The organism is Mesorhizobium sp. C277A, from assembly GCF_040324395.1.
Lineage (GTDB): Bacteria > Pseudomonadota > Alphaproteobacteria > Rhizobiales > Rhizobiaceae > Mesorhizobium.
In genome coordinates this window covers 2,973,182-2,991,923 of record NZ_JAMYVW010000002.1, presented here as the reverse complement: position 1 = coordinate 2,991,923, position 18,742 = coordinate 2,973,182, and the positions used below count along the sequence as shown (strand labels likewise).

Genomic DNA, 18,742 nt, shown 5'->3' with positions numbered 1-18,742 from the left:
GCCGGCGGTTGGCGCCGGCTGGCCCTTCAATCCTGGGGAGGAGGGTATCATGGCAGTACAGGGTGCGGTCGCGTCGCGCAGCGGGCTGAGATCGGCCCTGCCGCTGCTGGCGCCGGCCTATCTCTGGCTGACGGTGGCGATCTTCCTGCCGCTCTCGGCCATGGTATTCTTCTCCTTCATGACCGACCTGCCGCTGTCGGGAAAGCCATGGGCGTTCACCCTTGGCAATTACGCCGCCTTCTTCTCGCAGAGCCTGTACCTGACGCTGCTGCTCGCTTCGCTGCGGCTCGGCCTCGAAGTGACTTTGTGGTGCGTCGTCATCGGCTACCCCGCCGCCTATGTGCTGGCCAAGGTGCTGAAGGGGCGCAGCCGCGAGGCGATCTTCCTGCTGGTCATCCTGCCGTTCTGGTCGAACGGGCTGGTGCGCATCTTCTCCTGGGCCATGGTGCTGCGCGAGGGCGGCATCCTCGACACGGCGCTCAACGCCGTGCTGCCGTTCAAGATCAACATCGACCTGATGTATTCCTATCCCGCAATCATCATCGGCCTGGTGCACTCCTACGTGCCCTATATGGTGCTGACCTGCTATCTCACGCTGCAGGCAATCGACGACTCGCTGATCGAGGCCGGGCGCTCGCTCGGCGCCTCGCGGCTGCAGGTGCTGAAGCGGGTGATCATCCCGCTGTCTATGCCCGGCCTGGTGGCAGGTGCGGCACTGATCTTCGTGCCGGTCGTCGGCTCGTTCATGGAGCCGCGCATCCTCGGCGGCCGCACCGGCACGTTCTACGGCACGGTGATCGAGGACCAGTTCGTCGCCGTCTTCAACTGGCCGCTGGGGGCGGCGCTTTCCTTCATCCTGCTGGCGGTGGTGCTGGTGATCCTGGCGGTTGCCTCGCCGGTGCTGCGGAGGGCTGCTTGATGATGACGACCCGCATCCTCGAAGGACTAGGCCGCTTCTACATCGGACTGCTGCTCGCCTTCCTCTATCTGCCGATCATCATCATGGCGCTGATGTCGTTCAACGTCTCGCCCTTCTACCAATTGCCGTTCGAATGGACGACGGAATGGTATGCCTCGCTCTGGCAGAACGACCAGCTGATCGCGGCCACCTGGAACAGCCTCAAGATCGCGGTCATCACCACGCTCATCTCAGTGGTGCTTGGCTCGGCCGCTTCGCTGGCGCTGTTCCGCTATGATTTCCGCGGCAAGAAAGTGCTGCAGGCGCTGCTGTTTCCGCCAATCGCCATTCCGTGGCTGATCACCGGCACGGCGATGCTGATCTTCTTCTTCGGCGTCGGCATTGGCCGCGGCCTGTTCGCCATCCTGCTCGGCCATGTGGCGCTAGCGCTGCCCTATGTCATCGTCGTCGTCTCGGCCCGGCTGCAGACTTTTGCACCGGAGCTGGAAGAGGCGGCGCGCTCGCTCGGCGCCAACCAGTGGCAAGTGACGAGGCGTGTGACGCTGCCGTGGATCATGCCCGGCGTCATTGCCGGCGGCTTGTTCGCATTTGCCGTGTCGTTCGACCAGTTCGTCGTCTCCTACTTCCTGGCGACGCCGGGCCAGACGACGCTGCCGGTCGAAATCTACGCCGCGATCCGCAAGGGTTTCACGCCCGAGATCAACGCGGTCTCGACCATCATCATCGTCGTGTCGATGGCGCTAATGCTGCTCACGGCGCGCTTCTTCAAATTCGGCGGAGAGAAATAATGGCCGGCGTGCAGGTATCGAACGTCTCCCGCAGTTTTGGCGTGCACAAGGCGCTGGACGACGTCTCCATCGATTTCGCCGATGGCGGTTTCTATGGGCTGCTTGGCCCCTCGGGCAGCGGCAAGACCACGCTGCTGCGCCAGATCGCCGGCTTCGACTTTCCCGATACTGGCCGCATCACCATTGGCGGTGAGAGTGTGGAACGCGTGCCGGTCGAAAAGCGACGCATCGGCATGGTGTTCCAGAACTATGCGCTGTTTCCCAATATGAGCGTCGCCGATAATGTCGCCTTCGGCCTGTCGGTGCGCGGCGAAACGAAAGCGACGATCGCCACCGAAGTGCAGCGCGCGCTCGATCTGGTTCAGCTCGGCAAGCTCGGCGAGCGCCGGCCGCACCAGCTCTCCGGCGGCCAACGCCAGCGTGTGGCGCTGGCGCGCGCCATCGTCACCAAGCCGCGCGTGCTGTTGCTCGACGAGCCGCTCGGCGCGCTCGACAAGGCGCTGCGCGTCGACATGCAGATCGAGCTGAAGCGCATCCAGCGCGAGATCGGCATCACCACCATCTTCGTCACCCACGACCAGGAAGAGGCGCTGACGATGAGCGACCGCATCGGCATATTGCGGGACGGCAGGCTCGTGCAGGAAGGGCCGCCGGAGGAAATCTACGACCGGCCGAAGAGCGAATTCGCCGCCACCTTCCTCGGTGACGCCAATATCCTTCGCGGCGATGCGACCGGCAACGGCATCCGGCTGCCTGATGGCACGGCGATTGCCGCCGGGGTGGGTGGTCGGCTTGCCGCCGGCACAAAGGCCAGCTGCGCCGTGCGACCCGAACGCATTCGTATCGCCACCGACGCCGGGGCATCGAGCGGCAATGCCAACACGCTGAAGGGGCAAGTCTCCAAGCGCATCTTCGCCGGCAACAACAGCACCTATTTCGTCGAGCGCGCCGGCCAGACGTTGAAAGTCATCGTCCAGAATACCGGCAGTGACCGGCTGGCCGAGGGCCAGAATGTAATGCTCAGCTGGTCGCCGGAAAGCACTGTGCTGATTGCCGCTAACTAGTTCGCACCGTCACCCCGGCATCGTTCTGATGGGAATTGATGGAGCGGACCTTGGCTGATCGACGGGCCATGGCGTTATATCCGTCCTCCAGGGAGGAATGGATGGCAGGCCAGGGTTTCGAGCCGGATGTGAGGGTTCGCACTAGCGGATACCGGATCGGTTGCATCGGCGCCGGCATGATCATGGCCGAATGCCATCTTGCCGCCTATGCGCAGGCCGGTTTCCCAGTCGTCGCCATCGCTTCGCGCACCAAGGCCAGCGCCGAGAAGGTAGCTGCACGCTGGAGCATTCCGACCATCCACGACACGCCGGAACAACTGATCGAGAATCCCGAGATCGAGATCGTCGACCTTGCCTTTCCACCCGACCAGCAGCCGGCATTGATCCGCCATGCGCTGAAGCAGCCTCACATCAAGGCGATCCTGGCGCAGAAGCCGCTGGCGCTGTCGGTCGATGAAGCCGTGAAACTGCGCGACGAAGCCGCAAAGTCCGGCAAGATCCTCTCGGTCAACCAGAACATGCGCTACGACCAGTCGATGCGCGTCCTGAAGCAGATCATCGACAGCGGCGCGCTGGGCGACATCGTCTTCGCGCAGATCGACATGCATGCGATCCCGCACTGGCAGACCTTCCTTCAGGACTACGACCGGCTGACGCTCGCCAATATGAGCGTGCATCATCTCGACGTGCTGCGCTTCCTGTTCGGCGATCCCTCGGAAATCACCACGCTGACACGCAAGGACCCGCGCACGACATTCGAACATACCGACGGCATCACCATCTCGACGCTGCGCTTTCCCTCCGGCGTGCTCGCCGTGTCGCTGGAGGATGTCTGGTCCGGCCCACGTCAGGAGGGCTATCTGGACGACCAGCACATCAACTGGCGCGTCGACGGCACCAACGGTGTCGCCAAAGGCACGATCGGCTGGCCGAAAGGCGTGGCCTCGACGCTGACCTATGCCTCGACCGAGACGACGGATGGCAAGTGGGTCAGCCCGAGCTGGGACACGATGTGGTTCCCGCATGCCTTCATCGGCGTCATGGAGCAACTGCAGCACGCCTTGAAGACCGGCACGCCGCCGGCATTATCGGTGGCCGACAACGTCAAGACGATGGCGCTGGTCGAGGCGGGCTATCGCTCGATGGCGCAAGGCCGCACCGTCAAACTGTCCGAGATATCGATCGACTGAACATGCCCGCCGAATAGTGTGGCGGCTGAATCGCTTACCGGGAGGAGTCACATCATGATGCAGGCAGGTATATTCACCGGCTATTTCCCCTACGAGCTCGCGGAGGCCGCCCGCCGCATCCGCGCACTCGGCTTCAACACAGTGCAGCTCGACATGCATTTCAGGGATGTCGATCTCACGGCCGGGCAGATCACCGGGGACAAGGCGAGGACAGTGCGCGACACGTTTCGCGACCACAATCTGCCGGTCTGCTGCATCTCGGGCTACACCAACATCATTCATCCCGACAAATCCGAGCGCGACAAGCGCGTCGGCTATCTCAAGGAAATCATCCGCAATGCGCGCGCCTTCGGCTCGCCCTACGTGATCTCGGAGACCGGAACCTACAACACCGAATCCGACTGGGTGCATCACCCCAGGAACAAGACCGAGGAAGGCTTCGAGGAATGCCGCAAGGTGATCTCGGACCTTGCCCAGACGGCTTACGACCACGGCGCGGTGTTCCTGCTCGAAACCTATGTCAACAATGTCGTCGGCTCGGTCGAGGAGACGGTCAAAATGTTCGCGCAGGTAGACCATCCGGGCCTGGGCCTGCTGATGGATCCGACCAATTATTTCGAGGCACACAATATCGACCGCATGGACCAGGTGCTGAACCAGGTATTCGACACGCTGGCCGACAAGATCCGGATCGCCCATGCCAAGGACGTCAAGCGCTCAGGCAGCGACAAGACCGAGAAGCATGCCGATATCGGCGACGCGGACGCGCATGAGGGGCTGACCTTCCGCGGCGTCGGCGAGATCGAGCTGCCGGCGCCCGGGCTGGGATCGCTGAATTACGATCTCTATCTGCAGCGGCTCAGTGAGAAGCACCCGAACATCCCTGTTATCATCGAGCATCTGACCGAGGACGACGTGCCGCGGGCGAAAACATTTCTCGACGGGAAGTTCCGCGCCAACGGGCTTTGAGGTAGGCGAGACGGTGATGGCGACGGCGGCCAAGACAAAGCGCGATTACGGCCTGGTCGGCGAAAGCACCCGCCGGGCGATCGAGACCGGGCTGGCCTCGGCCGAGTGGTATCACACCGACGTGCCGCGCAAGGCAATGAAGGAACTGATGCAGCGCTCCGACGGGCCGGCGATCCGCGATACCATCATCTGGATCGCAGCCATCCTGGGCTCGGCCGCCGGCATCATCTGGTTCTGGGGCACGTGGTGGGTGGTGCCGTTCCTGCTCGTCTATGGCGTGCTCTATGGATCGTCGAGCGACTCGCGCTGGCACGAATGCGGCCATGGCACCGCCTTCCGCACACGCTGGATGAACGATGCGATCTACGAAATCGCCAGCTTCATGGTGGTGCGCAATCCGGTGCAATGGCGCTGGAGTCATGCGCGGCATCACACCGACACGATCATCGTCGGCCGTGACGCCGAGATCGCGGTAATGCGGCCGCCAAATCTGGTCAAGGCGGCGCTTGCCTTCACCGGCATTCTCGATTTCCGTCATTCGCTGCCGATCCTGGCGCGCCAGGCGTTGGGCAAGCTGTCGGACGACGAAAAGAGCTACATTCCTGAGACCGAACAGGGCAAGGCCATCACGGCGGCGCGCTGGCATGTCGCCGTGTACGTTGCGACGATCGCCCTCGCGATCGCGCTGGGTTCATGGCTGCCGCTGGTGCTGATCGGCCTGCCGCGTCTTTATGGCAGCTGGCACATGGTTCTGACCGGCCTGCTCCAGCATATCGGGTTGGCCGACAATGTCGTCGACCACCGGCTGAACACGCGCACCGTCTACATGAACCCGGTCAGCCGCTTCATCTACTGGAACATGAATTACCACGTCGAGCATCACATGTTTCCGATGGTGCCCTACCATGCGCTGCCGAGGCTGCACGAGCTGGTCAAGCACGACCTGCCGGCGGCGAACCCGTCCATGTGGCATGCCTATCGCGAGGTCTGGCCGGTGCTGCTGAAGCAGCTGCGGTACGAGGATTATTTCCTCAAGCGCGAATTGCCGCCGACGGCGCGGCCCTATCGCGGTGAATTTCACGAGCTCGATATGTCGGCGGCGGCCGAGTAGCGAATAAACCACCCGCCTTCTATCCGGCCTGTTACGGGGCCGGTAAGGTGACCGGGAAAAGCAACCAGCCAACAGGGACATCCCGATGAGCCGAAAGAGACCGACCGTCGCCGATCTGCGCGCCATGAAGGGCAAGCGCCAGCTGACCATGCTGCGCGTCCTGACCATGGACGAGGCCGAGGCTGCCGAGCGGGCAGGGGTCGATATCGTCTCGGTGCCGCCCGAGCTGGTGCTCAACCCTGAGTATCGCGATGCGGCGCCCAGCCTGTTCACCATGCCGGGCGAGAATTTTTATGAGATCGGCACGGCGGACGATTTCCTGCGCTGGGCGTTCCGGCTCTACAAGGCCGGCGCCGACGCCGTTTATTGCAGCGCCGGTTTCGCCACCGTGAAGCGGCTCGCCGACGACGCGATCCCCGTCATCGGCCATGTCGGCCTCATTCCGTCCCGCGCCACCTGGACCGGCGGCTTCAAGGCCGTCGGCAAGACCGCCGACACCGCCATGCAGATTTTTGAGGCGGTCAAGCAGTATGAGGCCGTTGGAGCTCTCGGCGCCGAGATCGAAGTGGTGCCGATCGAGGTGGCGAAGGCGATCTCGGAACGGACCTCGCTGATCATGCTGTCGATGGGTGCGGGCACCGGCTGCGACGCGCAATATCTGTTTGCCGACGATATTCTTGGCCAGAACCGGGGCCACATGCCGCGTCATTCCAAGGTCTACCGCAACTTCGCCGCCGAGTACGATCGCCTGCAGGCGGAACGCGTCGCGGCGTTTTCCGAGTACGTTGCCGACGTCGATAGCGGCGCCTATCCGGAAGACAGGCATGTCGTGCGCATGGATCCGGCCGAGCTCAGCCTGTTCATGAAACGGGTGGACGCAAAGGGCTAACTACTCGGCCTCCTTGCCGATCATCGCTGCACCTTGCCATGTTCCGTCGGCGAGCATGGCATGGAGCACCTCGGCATCCGTTCCCAGCGGCCGGTCCTCCCTGAGCATCGCTACATGCGCGCGCACCGCGGTATGGACCGCTGCTGTGCCGGGCGCCAGCTTGAGACCGTCGCGCAGGTCCACGGCCTGTGCGGCGGCCATCAGTTCGAAGGCGATCAGCCGTCGCCACAGCGCGATCATCCCGGCGCATTTCGACACGGCAAGCGGCGTCTGCGTGGCGTGGTCCTCTACGCCTTCGGACACGGCCAGGAAATCCAGCATCACCGGATTGGCCTTGTGGCGGATGCCGGCCAGGATTGCCGTTGCGGTCTTTTGCAGCGGCACGAAACCGGCCGAGGCGCCGCCGACCGGCGACAAATATCTGGGCAGACCGTTGCGGCCGGAGCCGGCGAGCTGGATGAAGCGGGCAACGCTTGCCGCGGCACATTGCGCGATCGCCAGGCCGAGCGTCTCGAAGGCAAGCGCCAGCGATGCGGTGTGGAAATTGCCGGTCGACAGGACCAGCCCGTCATCGCCCAGCACCAGCGGATTGTCGGCGGCGGCATTGAGTTCGATCTCCAGCGCCAGCCGCGCCTGGTCGATCGCCTGGATCAGCGCGCCATGGATCGACGGCATGCAGCGGATCGACAGCGGGTCCTGCAAGGTGGTCGGCGTCGGCTCCTCGTCACGAGCAAGCAGGTCGCGCAGGCCCTTGGCCGCGAGTTGCTGGCAGGCTGCCGGCCGCGCCAGATGCAGGCGCGGATCGAGGATGGTGCGGTTGGCGCCAAACCCTTCCATGGTCAGCGCGCCGGCCTGCTGCTGTTGCGCAAAGGCCGACAGCGCGTCGGCCAGTACCAACGCGCCAGTGCCGGCTGATACCGCCGAGGCGTTGATCAGCGACAGGCCGTCTTTCGGCGCCAGGCTGATCGGAGCCAACCGCGCCATCATCAACGCCTTGGCCGCCGGCATGCGCCGACCCTGATAGTCAGCTTCGCCGTCGCCGGTCAGCAGACGGGCGAGCGCCGCCATCAGCACGAGATCGCCGGCGCCGATCGAGCCCAACTGCGGCATTACCGGATGCACGCCTGCATTGAACGCATCGACAAGGGCGGTGAAAGCCGCCGGCGAAATGCCGGAGCCGCCGACTGCCAGCATCGCTGCGCGCGCAAGCATGGTCGCCCGCACCGCCTCTTGGGGCAACGGTTCGCCGACAGCGCCGCTTCGCCCTTCCAGCAACTGGCGCTGGAAGGCGCTGGCATCGCCCTCGACCGATGTGCCGAGATTGGCGCCGAGCCCGGTGTTGAGCCCATAGATTTGCTGACCGGACGCGGCGACCTGATCGAGCACTTTTCGCGCTTTGTCGAGTCTCTCGATGACAGCAGGCTCAACCTCCACCTTGCGGCCGGCGCGGGCGACCGCCGCGACATCCTCGACGCTGACGCCGGCGCCGGTGAGGACGAGCGCGCTCATGCGAAGCGCAGCCTCTGGCCGATGCCTTTATCAGCAGCCTTGGCCAGCATCGCCTTGCCCAGCGCAATGTCGGACAGCGACAGGCCGCGATGCCAGAACAGGATCGTCTCGTCGTCGCTCTGGCGTCCCGGCTTGAGACCGGCAGCGATCTGGCCGAGCTCGGCGTGCAGCGTCGCTTCGCTCAGCCGCCCGGTCTCGACATGGGCGCGCAGCGAGCCGAACTTGCCGCCTTTGCACTGGCCCCAGTCGTCGACGACCATTTTCTGCATGATGTCGGTCAATGACAGCTCCACCGCGCTCATCGTACCATAGGGCACGACCAGCGCACCGGGCTTGATCCATTCGGTCTTGAGCAGCGGCTGCGGCTCCGGCAGCCGCGAGGCCTCGACGACGATGTCGGCGCCCTTGACGCAGCTCTCCCAGTCGGCGACCGCCGTGACGGTCTTGCCGAGATCGGCGGAGAGTTTGGCGGCGAAGCCGTCGCGGCTTTTCGGGCGGCGCGAATGAACGCGGATCTCGTCGAAGTCGAAGAGATGGTCGAGCAGGCGCACGTTCCAGTAAGCGGTGCCGCGCGCGCCGATATGGGCCAGCACCTTGGAATTCTTGCGCGCCAGATGCTTGGCGCCAATGGCGGTGACAGCGCCGGTGCGCATGTCGGTGATGACGGTGGCATCGAGAATGGCGCGCGGCGTGCCGGTGCGCGGATCGAACAGATTGAGGATGCCGAATTCCGAGGGCAGGCCGTGCAGATAATTGTCGACATAATCGCCGACGATCTTCACGCCGGCCGTATCGAGCGGCGCGACGTAGCCGCGCAGCACATTGAAGTGGCCGTGGAAGGAGGGATCGGGCTCGAGATGGACGCGGGGCTCTATCACCGTCTGGCCGTTGCCTTGCGCGACAAGCCCGGCTTCGACGGCGGCGATGATTTCGCCATCGCTCATCTCAAGGGCTTCGATATCGAGAGCATTGAGGTAGTCGATATAGATAGGCTTCATGCAATGTCCTTGGCCACCCCGCCCATCCATAACAGGCCGCGGCGCGACACGGAAGTTTGTTGGATAAGCTCTGGACTGGGCCAGCCATATGCTGTTCAACGCGGTTCGCCATGACTGCCGTTCCCGACACCGAGGCCTCCGCCGTAACCGCCAGCAATGCGCGGCGCGTGGCGCTGATCGTCGCCATCGCGTTTTTCATGCAGCTGCTGGATTCGACGATCATCTCGACCTCGCTGCCGCAGATGGGACAATCCTTCGGCGTGCCGGCGGTGGCGATGAGCATCGGCATCACCGCCTATATGCTGACCATGGCAGTGTTCGTGCCGCTGTCGGGCTGGCTTGCCGACCGCTTCGGCGCGCGCAACATCTTCCTGCTGGCGATCGTACTGTTCACGCTGGCCTCGCTGGCCTGCGGCTTCTCGCAGAGCCTTACCCAGTTCGTCGCGGCCCGTGTCGTGCAAGGCCTTGGCAGCGCGCTGATGACGCCGGTCGGGCGCATTCTGGTGCTGCGCAATGCGTCGAAATCGGAGCTGCTCAACGCCACGGCGCTGATCACCTGGCCGGCGTTGTTTGCGCCCGTGGTCGGGCCGGTGCTTGGCGGCTTCATCACAACCTATCTCTCCTGGCACTGGAATTTCTTCATCAACATCCCGCTTGGGCTCGTCGGGCTGGCGCTGGTCGCGCGCTTCATTCCGGGCGACCGCGCGGCCGATCCCAAGCCGCTGGATTGGCCGGGGGTTTTCCTCACGTCGCTGGGGCTCGCGCTGCTGCTCTACGGCCTTGAGCGCATCGCACATCCGGAAGACGGCGCCTTGCCCGCCGTGCTGCTGGTTGCCGCCGGCATCGTCATCGGCTGGCTGGCGGTGCGGCATCTCCGGCGCGCGCCGCATCCGCTGCTCGATCTCAGCGCGTTCAGGGTGCAGACCTTCGCCATCTCGACGCTTGCCGCCGGCACCATTTTTCGCGTGGCGATCAACGCCACGCCGTTCCTTTTGCCGCTGCTGTTTCAGGTCGGCTTTGGCCTTTCGCCGGTCGATGCCGGCTTGATGATCCTGGCCTACTTCCTCGGCAATCTCGGCATGAAGACGGTGACGACGCCGACGCTGCGACGCTTTGGTTTTCGCACGGTCATGGTCGTCAACGGCCTGATCGCCTCGGCCTCGATCATGGCCTGCGCGGCGATCTCGCCCGAAACGCCGCAGGCGCTGGTAGTGATGCTGATGCTGATCGCCGGCCTGACGCGCTCGATGCAGTTCACGGCGCTGAATACTCTGGCCTTCGCCGACATCGATGCCGCGCAGCGCAACTCGGCGGCGACTTTGTCCTCCATGCTGCAGCAGATATCGATGCTGTTCGGCGTAGCGGTGGCGGCTGCCAGCCTCAACCTGTCGCAGATCGTCAGGGGCCGGCCGGCGCTCGACCTCGTCGATTTTCGCATCGCCTTCCTGGTCATCGGCGCCATCGGGCTGGTGGCGGCGTTGCGGTTCCTCGTGCTGCCGCCCGGTGCAGGCGCCGAAGTTTCAGGCCACATGACCAGGACCTGAATTCGCGATTTTCGCCGCTCAGGCGGCAATTAATTCCGCCTTGTGCTTTCGCCTCAGAACGGCACCTTTGCGCATACGCGCAATGGCGCAACGGAATGCCAAAAGCGCAGCCTTTTCCTAGGATTGCGCCAGTTCTAGCAATCGGTGCGTCCACTGGAAGATTATCACTGCCAACGGGCGTTCCGAGCGCGGATTCATTTGACGAAGCGGCGCCGAGCCGATTAGCTTTCTTCGGAAGGGGTGGCAGAGCTGCCATCGGGGCGAATGCAGACATGAACACGATTGGCTGGCCAAATGTCAGGAGCCTGAATCAGGAAGGCATTGTCTTTGCCATCGCCGTGGTGCTGTTCGTCGCCGCTGCCATTGGGCTGCCTGGTTTCATCGCTGCCAACAATCTCGTTGCCATCATCCGCTCGGTGTCGGTGCTAGGCATTTTGGCGCTCGGCATGGCGGTCGTCATAATCGGCAGGGGCATCGACCTGTCGGCGGTGGCGATCATGGCGATGTCGGTCGCCTGGTATCTGCAATTGCTCAACGCCGGAACGCCTGATGGGCTCGCCTTCGCCTATGTGCTGGCAGGCGTGCTCGCCATCGGCCTGCTCAACGGTTTTCTCGTCGCCTATGCCGACGTGCCGGCGATCTTCGTGACGCTGGCGACCGGCTCCTTCGTCTTCGGCTATGTCCGCTCGCAACTGATCACACAGGATGCGGTGCCGGTGCCTCAGGGCCATTGGGTGGAGTTGCTCGGCGGCCTGCGTTTCCTCGACATTCCGATCGAAGTGTTCGTCTTCGCCGGGCTCGCCTTCCTGTTCTTCCTGTTCCTGCGCTACACCAAATGGGGCCGCTACATCTATTTCGCCGGCGACAATCCGGTCGCCGCGCGCAACATCGGCATTCCGGTGCGGCCAATGCTGGTGCTGCGTTATGTGGTTTCGGCCTTCGTCGCGCTGATCGCCGGCCTGCTGACGGCGTCGAGCCTGCACTCGATCAACACCCGCGTCGTCAACTCGACGCTGCTCTATGACATCGTGCTGGTGGCGGTGATCGGCGGCATCGGCCTTTCCGGCGGGCGGGGCGGGGTGCGCAATGTGCTGGTGGGCGCTGCACTTATCGGCATCCTGTCGAACGCGATGACCATCATCGACATTCCGCTGCTCTATCAAAACCTGATCAAGGCGGCGATCCTGCTCGGAGCCATCATCGTCGACGGCATCATCAATCCGCGTGACGAACAGACCGCGCAGCAGGGCGACATCTAAGGGGTACCCGACCGGGTCATGCCGACCGGCCGGCAATAAGTGAAAAACAGAGGATGTGACATGAAACTGATCAGAACACTGATGGCGGCCGCCACGGCGCTTGCCGCTACCGCCTTCGTCGCGCCGACCTTCGCCGCCGACGATCCGGGCCCGGCCGCATACGCGCAGGCGCTCAAGGGCAAGCGCGTCATGCTGGTGCCGCTGGCGATGGGCTTCGACCTTGCGCAGGGCTGGTCGCACTATCTGAAGACGGAAGTCGAGGCCTGGGGCGGCACCTTCGAAACACGCGATCCGAACTGGGTCGTCGATGCCGGTGCACAGGCGATCACCGACGCGATCTCGTCCGACACAAGGCCGGACGTGTTGATCATCCATGCGCCGGACCTCAACTCCTATTCCAAGCTGATGAAGAAGGCACAGGCCGCCGGAACCTACGTCATACTGGTCGACAACCCCGCCAACTTCCCGGCCGACGCCTTTGTCGGCAGCGACTGGGACCGGCTTGGCCAGCTCGAAGCCGAAGCGGCGATCAAGGGCTGCGGCGAGAACTCGTCGAAGAAGATCGGCCTTGTGCAGGGTGATCAGGCCAACTCGTCCAGTCTCTACCAGTATGCCGGCATCATGAAGGTGCTGGAGAAGCACCCCGACTTCAAAGTCGTGGCCAAGCCCGACTCCAACTGGGATCCGACGACGTCGCGCAACGTGACGACGACAATGCTGCAGCAGAACCCCGACATCTGCTCGATCATCGACTTCTGGGATGGTGACGCCACCGGCGCATCCGCCGCCATCCGCGACGCCAAGCTCGACGGCAAGGTCTTTTTGGTCACCACCGGCGGCGGCGAGAAGGCGGCCGATTGCGACAAGCTGCAGGACGGCACCTATGGCGCCGTTGTCATGACAGACCTTGCCTGCCAGTCCGGCGACATGAACGCTATCATCAAGTTCCTGCTGCAGAGCGGCCAGCCGGCCGGCACGTCGCACACCTACATCTACACGCTGGAGAAGGCTACGACCAAGGCCGACCTCAAGCCCGACAGCTGCTGGGACCTGAAGGCGCTGCAGGCCGAAGCGGCGGCGAAGTAAGCCGCGCTTTTCGACTGAAATAAACGAGGTGACTGGACAATCCGGTCACCTCGTTCCCTCATGGAATAGCAGCCGCCGATGTCCTTTCGCGAACGCCTCCAGTCCTGGCGCTACAATCTCGTGCCCGACCATCTGGTCGGCGAGATCCTGACAAAACGCTGGACCGACAACGCCATTCCGTTCCTGGCGCTGGTGGCGACGCTCAGCGTGTTCGGCTCGATCATTCCCGGCTTCTTCAAGCTGACCTCGCTGCAGGAATCGACCCGCCAGCTCGGCGAGTTCTCGATGGTAGTCACCGGCATGACGGTGGTGATGCTGGGCGGCGGCATCGACCTGTCCGTCGGCTCGATCTTCGCGCTGTCCTGTTTCTCCGCCGTCTATGTCTTCTTCATTCTCGAACAGTCTATCTGGCTGGCGCTGGCGGCATCGCTCGCCACCGGCCTGATCTTCGGCGCCGTCAACGGCTACCTCGTCGGCTACCTCAGGCTGCGCGCCTTCCTCACCACCCTGGTGACGTTCATCTTCGGCCGGGCGCTGTTCGATATTCTCGTCACCACCTATGCCGCCGACGTGCAGCTTTCCCAGGCGACATCGGATGTGCTCGACTTCATCGGCGACAGCACCTTCTGGGGGCTTTCGGTCTCGGTGTGGCTGGCGATCATTCTTGCCATCGTCACCCATATCGCGCTGACGCGCTCACGGCCGGGCTGGCATGTGCTGGCGGTCGGAGGCTCCAGGCGCTCGGCGCACAATGCCGGCATTCGCGTGCGCCGCACCGTGTTCATGACCTATGTCTTTTCCGGCTTCTGCGCCTCGATCGGCGGCTTCCTGATCGCTTGCCGCCTGAGTGGGGCAGGGCCGGGCACCGGCCTCAACCTTGAGATCATGGCGCTGACGGCGGCGGTGGTCGGCGGCGTCAGCTTGGGTGGTGGCCGCGGCTCGGTCATCAAGGGGCTGATGGGCGCCATCATCGTGCTGACCATGACCAACGGGCTGATCCGGCTGGGCTATGGCACCGGCACCAACCAGATGGTGCTGGGCATCATGCTGGCGGTGGCGGTGACGATCGACATCCGCTGGCTGAAGAACCGCCATAAGGTGCTCAACGAAGTCTATGTCGCGCCGGTCTATCTCAAGATGGGCGAGACACAGTCTGCGGTGCCGGGCTCAGGCACGCCCTACGCGCTCGACAACCGGCTGTCGGCGGCCGACCATATCGGGCTCGGCGAGTTGGAAGGGCCGGAAGACGTCATCCTCGACCGCGACGATCACCTCTATTGCGGCACGCGCCATGGCGAGATCGTCCGCTTCTTCGCGCCGGACTATATGAAATCGGAGGTGTTTGCCCATATCGGCGGCTTTCCGCTGGGCCTGGCCTTCGACAAATCGGGCAATCTGATCAGCTGCGTCGGCGCCATGGGGCTCTATTCCGTCTCGCCGGATCGGGATGTGAAACGCCTGTCGGCGGAGACGTCGCGTTCCTGGACCTCGATCGTCGACGATGCGCGGCTGCGCGACCCCAACGATTGCGACATCGCGCCGGACGGGCGGATCTATTTCACTGACTCCAACAAGCGCTATGACGCCCACGATTGGGCGCTGGACTCGATCGAGAACCGCGCCACCGGCCGGCTGCTGGTTTATGACCCGAAGGACGGTTCGACGAAGACACTGCTCGACGGCTACCGCTACACCAATGGCGTGTGCATGGCGCATGACGGGAAGTCGCTGTTCTTCGCTGAGAGCTGGGCCTGCCGTGTGCATCGATACTGGCTGGAAGGGCCGAAAGCAGGCACCGCCGAATGCGTCATCCGCGACATGCCGGGCTATCCCGACAACATCAACCGGGCGTCGGACGGCAATTACTGGATGGCATGGCTCGGCATGCGCACGCCGAGCTTCGACCTGTCGCTGCGCCATCCCGATATGCGCAAGCGCATGACGCGCCGGCTGCCGCAGGACGAGTGGCTGTTCCCCAACATCAACACCGGCGGCGTGGTGAAATTCAACGACAAGGGCGGCATTGTCGAGGCGATGGGCGACCTTACCGGCGGCGCGCATCCGATGGTCACCTCGATGCGCGAGCACAAGGGTTTCCTGTTCGTCGGCGGCATCCTTAACAACCGCATCGGCCGCTACAAGATTGCGGGCGCCGACCCGAACTGGACCAGTTCCGCTTCTTATTGGGGAGCGAAGCCATGATCCTCGATCCTGTGCTCGACCTGTTTCGTGGCAAGGCGGTGACCATCCCACCGCTCGACGGTGCCTTCCGTCCCAACACGCGGCTGGACGAGGCGCCAGTGTTCGCCGATTTGACGGAGCCCGACAATCTTCTGGTTGCCGATGGCCGGCTGCTCGTTTCCAGCGGCAATGCGGTATATTCGCTTGCCGCAGGGGTGGAGCCGAAGGTTGTCGGGACCTTTCCTTCCCCCATCACGGCGCTGGCTCTATCACTGTCGGGCGAACTGACGGTGGGGTTGGAAAGCGGCAAGCTGCTGGTTGCCGGCAAGGAGGTTTCGCTGCCGGCCGGCGTCAGCTGCATCACCGCGCTTGCCTATGCAGACGACGGCACGTTGTGGCTGGCCGATGGCTCGGCTGAGCACACGCCGTCGCAATGGGCCGCCGACCTGATGAAGAAGGGCGCGTCCGGTTCGCTTTGGAGGCGGGACGCGGCCGCCGCCGAGTTCCGCAAAGTGGCCGGCGATATCGCCTTTCCCTATGGGCTGCATCCCATTGGGCGGGATGTGCTGGTCAGCGAAAGCTGGCGCCATCAGCTCGTTCGCTTCGATGGTGCGACCGGTAGCCGCTCGACCGTGCTGACGCATCTGCCCGGCTATCCCGCGCGCCTCGCGCCGGCCGGCGATGGCGGCGCGTGGCTGGCTCTGTTCGCGCCACGCAACCGGCTGATCGAATTCGTTCTCCAGGAAACCCACTATCGGCGCGACATGCTAGACCAGGTGGCGCCGGCCTACTGGATCGCGCCGGCTTTGGCCTCCAATCGCAGCTTCCTCGAACCGCTGCAATGCGGCGGCATCCGCACCATGGGCATCCACAAGCCCTGGTCGCCGAGCCGCTCCTATGGGCTGGTGGTCAGGCTCGATCAGAACATGCAGCCGCAATTCAGCCTGCACAGCCGCGCCGACGGCACGCGCCATGGCATCTGCAGCGTGGCGGAAACGGACGGCCGCCTGTTCATCGCCTCCAGGGGCGGCGATTGCGTGCTGGCCATCGACGCAGGAGGTCTCTGATGGAACCGATCGTGCGCCTGGAAAATGTCACCAAGAACTATCGCGGCGTGCCCGCGGTCAGACAAGTCAGCTTCGAACTGCGCAAGGGCGAAATCCACGCGCTGCTCGGCGAGAACGGCGCCGGCAAATCCACGCTGACCAAGATCATCGCCGGCGTCGTCGACGCCACCTCAGGCAAGATGTTCCACAAAGGCCGCGAGATCGCTTATGCGTCGCCGCATGCGGCGCTCGAGGCCGGCATCGCCATGGTGTTCCAGGAGACCAGCCTGGTGCCGTCGATGACGGTGGCGCAAAACCTCTATCTCGGCACCGAAAAATTCCTCAACCGGCTGCGCGGCACCTACATTTCGGCGCAGCAGTTTTTGCAGTCGCTGAACTTTCCGGTCGACCCCAACGCCATGGTGGCGACGCTGGGCGCGGCCAAGCGTCAGATGGTCGAGATCGCGCGCGCCGTTCACCACAATGCCGAGATCATCATCTTCGACGAGCCGACGGCGACGCTGACGCCGGAGGAGAAGCGGCACTTCTTCGAGCTGATCCGGCGGCTGAAGGCGAACGGCGTCTCGATCGTCTTCATCAGCCATGCATTGGAAGAGGCGCTGATGATCGCCGACCGCATCACAATCCTGCGCGATGGCGAGCTGGTCATAACCGACGACACATCGGCCTTCGATCGCGACAAGATCGTCGCCGCCATGGTCGGGCGTACACTGTCGGGACAGATCTATCGCCAGCGCGACGAGGCCAGGCTGCGCAAGGCCGGCAAGAAGGTGCTGTCGGTGCAGGACATTTCGATGAGCAATGTCGTGCGCAACACCTCCTTCTCGATCTTCGAGGGACAGATCACCGGCGTGTTCGGGCTGATCGGCTCCGGCCGCACCGAGACCTTCAAGATCGTCTCCGGCATCTACAAGCGCGATTTTTTGCGCGGTGGCGCGATTGAACTCGACGACAGGCCGGTGCGCTATCTCGTGCCCAGTGAGGCGGTCGCCGACGGCATCGTCTATGTTACCGAGGACCGCAAGAGCGAGGGCATTTTCGAGACGATGGGCATCGCCGAGAACCTGTTCGGCGGGCTGCTGGCGGCGGGCCGCGAAAAGGCCTGGGTGATTAACCAGCAGGAGATGCGCACGCTTTCCGCTGAATGGACGAAGACGCTGAACATCAAGGCGATCAACGACAATGCCCGCGTGGTCGAGCTTTCCGGCGGCAACCAGCAAAAGGTGGTGATCGGCAAGGGGCTGGTGCAGCAGCCGCGTATCGTGATCTTCGACGAGCCGACGCGCGGCGTCGATGTCGGCGCCATCGCCGAGATCCACCAGATCATCAACCGGCTGGCCGACGAGGGATTGGCCGTCGTCGTTATCTCGTCCTACCTGCCGGAAATCATGAACCTGTCGGACCGGATTCTGGTGTGCCGGCAGGGCCGTATGGTCGAGGAGTTTTCGCCCGCCGAGGCGACGGAGGAGAAGATCATGTATGCGGCGGTTCATTAGGTTTCTGGTCGGTGTTTGAGGGTGCGCATAGGTCGCCAATTGGCGAAGGCCTCAGCGCCTTCGTCATCCTCGGGTCTCCGCGACGGCGCTTCGCGCCTGCTTCGCCCGTGAATGACGAAGCTGAGATGCTTCGGCCAATCGCCATGGTTCTGTCAGCATCAAAAACTGAATCGGAATAGCCGGTTAGCCGCCCTTGCTCGAGACCTGATTCAACCACCTGATCCACCGATTCAACGAAAGGAAACGCCATGGCCGCCACAAAACTCCTCAGCGATGCTGAGGTCGAAAAAATCCCGGTTGCGAAGGCTGTGTTCGATGACATCCGCGCGACGCGCAAATCGGATTTCGTCAACAATTTCTGGCGTGGGCTCGCCAACGATCCGGCCTTGCTGAAACGGACATGGGAACAGGTGAAGGTGGTGATGGCCACGGAGAGCGCCATCGACCCGCTGACCAAGGAAATGATCTATATCGCGGTGTCGACCGCCAATGGCTGCTCCTACTGCGTCCACTCGCATACGGCAGCTGCCCGCGCCAAAGGCATGACCGATGCGCAGCATGGCGAGATGGTGTCGATCATCGGGCTGGCCGGGCAGACCAACCATCTGGTGACGGCGATGCAGATTCCGGTCGATCCCGAGTTTGAAGTGAGGTGAGGGGCGGATTTCCCTT

General features: G+C 63.6%; 16 protein-coding genes. 14 read left to right on the top strand and 2 right to left on the bottom strand.

Going from position 1 to position 18,742, the window contains the following annotated elements:
• Positions 1 to 49: 49 nt before the first annotated feature.
• The 7 genes from NKK52_RS14865 to NKK52_RS14835 all read left to right on the top strand — a co-directional run bounded on the left by NKK52_RS14865 (position 50) and on the right by NKK52_RS14835 (position 6,930).
• A complete protein-coding gene (locus tag NKK52_RS14865; RefSeq protein ID WP_023685260.1) occupies positions 50 to 919 on the top strand; it encodes an ABC transporter permease in 870 nt (289 codons plus the stop codon).
• Positions 919 to 1,707: an ABC transporter permease gene (locus tag NKK52_RS14860; RefSeq protein ID WP_023685259.1), complete on the top strand. Its 789-nt coding sequence runs from the start codon at positions 919 to 921 to the stop codon at positions 1,705 to 1,707. The genes NKK52_RS14865 and NKK52_RS14860 overlap by 1 nt, the downstream gene beginning before the upstream one ends.
• On the top strand, positions 1,707 to 2,771 hold the full coding sequence (locus NKK52_RS14855) for an ABC transporter ATP-binding protein (protein WP_023685258.1): 1,065 nt from the start codon (positions 1,707 to 1,709) through the stop codon (positions 2,769 to 2,771). Before NKK52_RS14860 ends, NKK52_RS14855 begins: the two co-directional genes overlap by 1 nt.
• 101 nt (positions 2,772 to 2,872) lie before the next feature.
• Positions 2,873 to 3,961 (top strand): Gfo/Idh/MocA family protein, encoded by a 1,089-nt coding sequence (locus tag NKK52_RS14850; RefSeq protein WP_352629231.1) that lies wholly within the window; start codon positions 2,873 to 2,875, stop codon positions 3,959 to 3,961.
• 54 nt (positions 3,962 to 4,015) lie between these two features.
• Positions 4,016 to 4,930: a sugar phosphate isomerase/epimerase family protein gene (locus NKK52_RS14845; protein WP_023804913.1), complete on the top strand. Its 915-nt coding sequence runs from the start codon at positions 4,016 to 4,018 to the stop codon at positions 4,928 to 4,930.
• Between the two features lie 16 nt (positions 4,931 to 4,946).
• Positions 4,947 to 6,041, top strand: coding sequence for a fatty acid desaturase family protein (locus tag NKK52_RS14840; protein WP_023682255.1), 1,095 nt, complete (start codon positions 4,947 to 4,949; stop codon positions 6,039 to 6,041).
• Positions 6,042 to 6,126: 85 nt separating this feature from the next.
• Positions 6,127 to 6,930 (top strand): 3-methyl-2-oxobutanoate hydroxymethyltransferase, encoded by an 804-nt coding sequence (locus tag NKK52_RS14835; protein WP_023682254.1) that lies wholly within the window; start codon positions 6,127 to 6,129, stop codon positions 6,928 to 6,930.
• Here the strand turns inward: NKK52_RS14835 and NKK52_RS14830 are convergent, their stop codons facing one another.
• On the bottom strand, positions 6,931 to 8,439 hold the full coding sequence (locus tag NKK52_RS14830) for an HAL/PAL/TAL family ammonia-lyase (protein WP_023682253.1): 1,509 nt from the start codon (positions 8,437 to 8,439) through the stop codon (positions 6,931 to 6,933).
• A complete protein-coding gene (locus tag NKK52_RS14825) occupies positions 8,436 to 9,437 on the bottom strand; it encodes an ornithine cyclodeaminase family protein (protein ID WP_023682252.1) in 1,002 nt (333 codons plus the stop codon). The genes NKK52_RS14830 and NKK52_RS14825 overlap by 4 nt, the downstream gene beginning before the upstream one ends.
• A 110-nt stretch (positions 9,438 to 9,547) precedes the next feature.
• Between NKK52_RS14825 and NKK52_RS14820 the strand changes: the two genes are divergently transcribed.
• From NKK52_RS14820 to NKK52_RS14790, 7 genes are all read left to right on the top strand, one after another.
• Positions 9,548 to 10,981 carry a DHA2 family efflux MFS transporter permease subunit gene (locus NKK52_RS14820; RefSeq protein WP_023682251.1) on the top strand — a complete coding sequence of 478 codons (1,434 nt, stop codon included), beginning with the start codon at positions 9,548 to 9,550 and terminating at the stop codon, positions 10,979 to 10,981.
• 272 nt (positions 10,982 to 11,253) lie between these two features.
• Positions 11,254 to 12,240, top strand: a complete 987-nt coding sequence (locus NKK52_RS14815; protein WP_023682250.1) for an ABC transporter permease — start codon at positions 11,254 to 11,256, stop codon at positions 12,238 to 12,240.
• A gap of 60 nt (positions 12,241 to 12,300) precedes the next feature.
• Complete coding sequence (locus NKK52_RS14810) at positions 12,301 to 13,326, top strand: sugar ABC transporter substrate-binding protein (RefSeq protein WP_023682249.1); 1,026 nt, start codon at positions 12,301 to 12,303, stop codon at positions 13,324 to 13,326.
• A 78-nt stretch (positions 13,327 to 13,404) separates the two neighbouring features.
• On the top strand, positions 13,405 to 15,528 hold the full coding sequence (locus tag NKK52_RS14805) for an ABC transporter permease (protein ID WP_023682248.1): 2,124 nt from the start codon (positions 13,405 to 13,407) through the stop codon (positions 15,526 to 15,528).
• Positions 15,525 to 16,574 carry an SMP-30/gluconolactonase/LRE family protein gene (locus NKK52_RS14800; protein WP_023682247.1) on the top strand — a complete coding sequence of 350 codons (1,050 nt, stop codon included), beginning with the start codon at positions 15,525 to 15,527 and terminating at the stop codon, positions 16,572 to 16,574. The genes NKK52_RS14805 and NKK52_RS14800 overlap by 4 nt, the downstream gene beginning before the upstream one ends.
• Positions 16,574 to 18,070, top strand: a complete 1,497-nt coding sequence (locus tag NKK52_RS14795) for a sugar ABC transporter ATP-binding protein (RefSeq protein ID WP_023682246.1) — start codon at positions 16,574 to 16,576, stop codon at positions 18,068 to 18,070. Before NKK52_RS14800 ends, NKK52_RS14795 begins: the two co-directional genes overlap by 1 nt.
• Before the next feature lie 248 nt (positions 18,071 to 18,318).
• Entirely contained in the window at positions 18,319 to 18,726 is a 408-nt protein-coding gene (locus tag NKK52_RS14790) for a carboxymuconolactone decarboxylase family protein (protein ID WP_023668181.1), read from the top strand.
• The last annotated feature ends 16 nt before the right edge of the window (positions 18,727 to 18,742 follow it).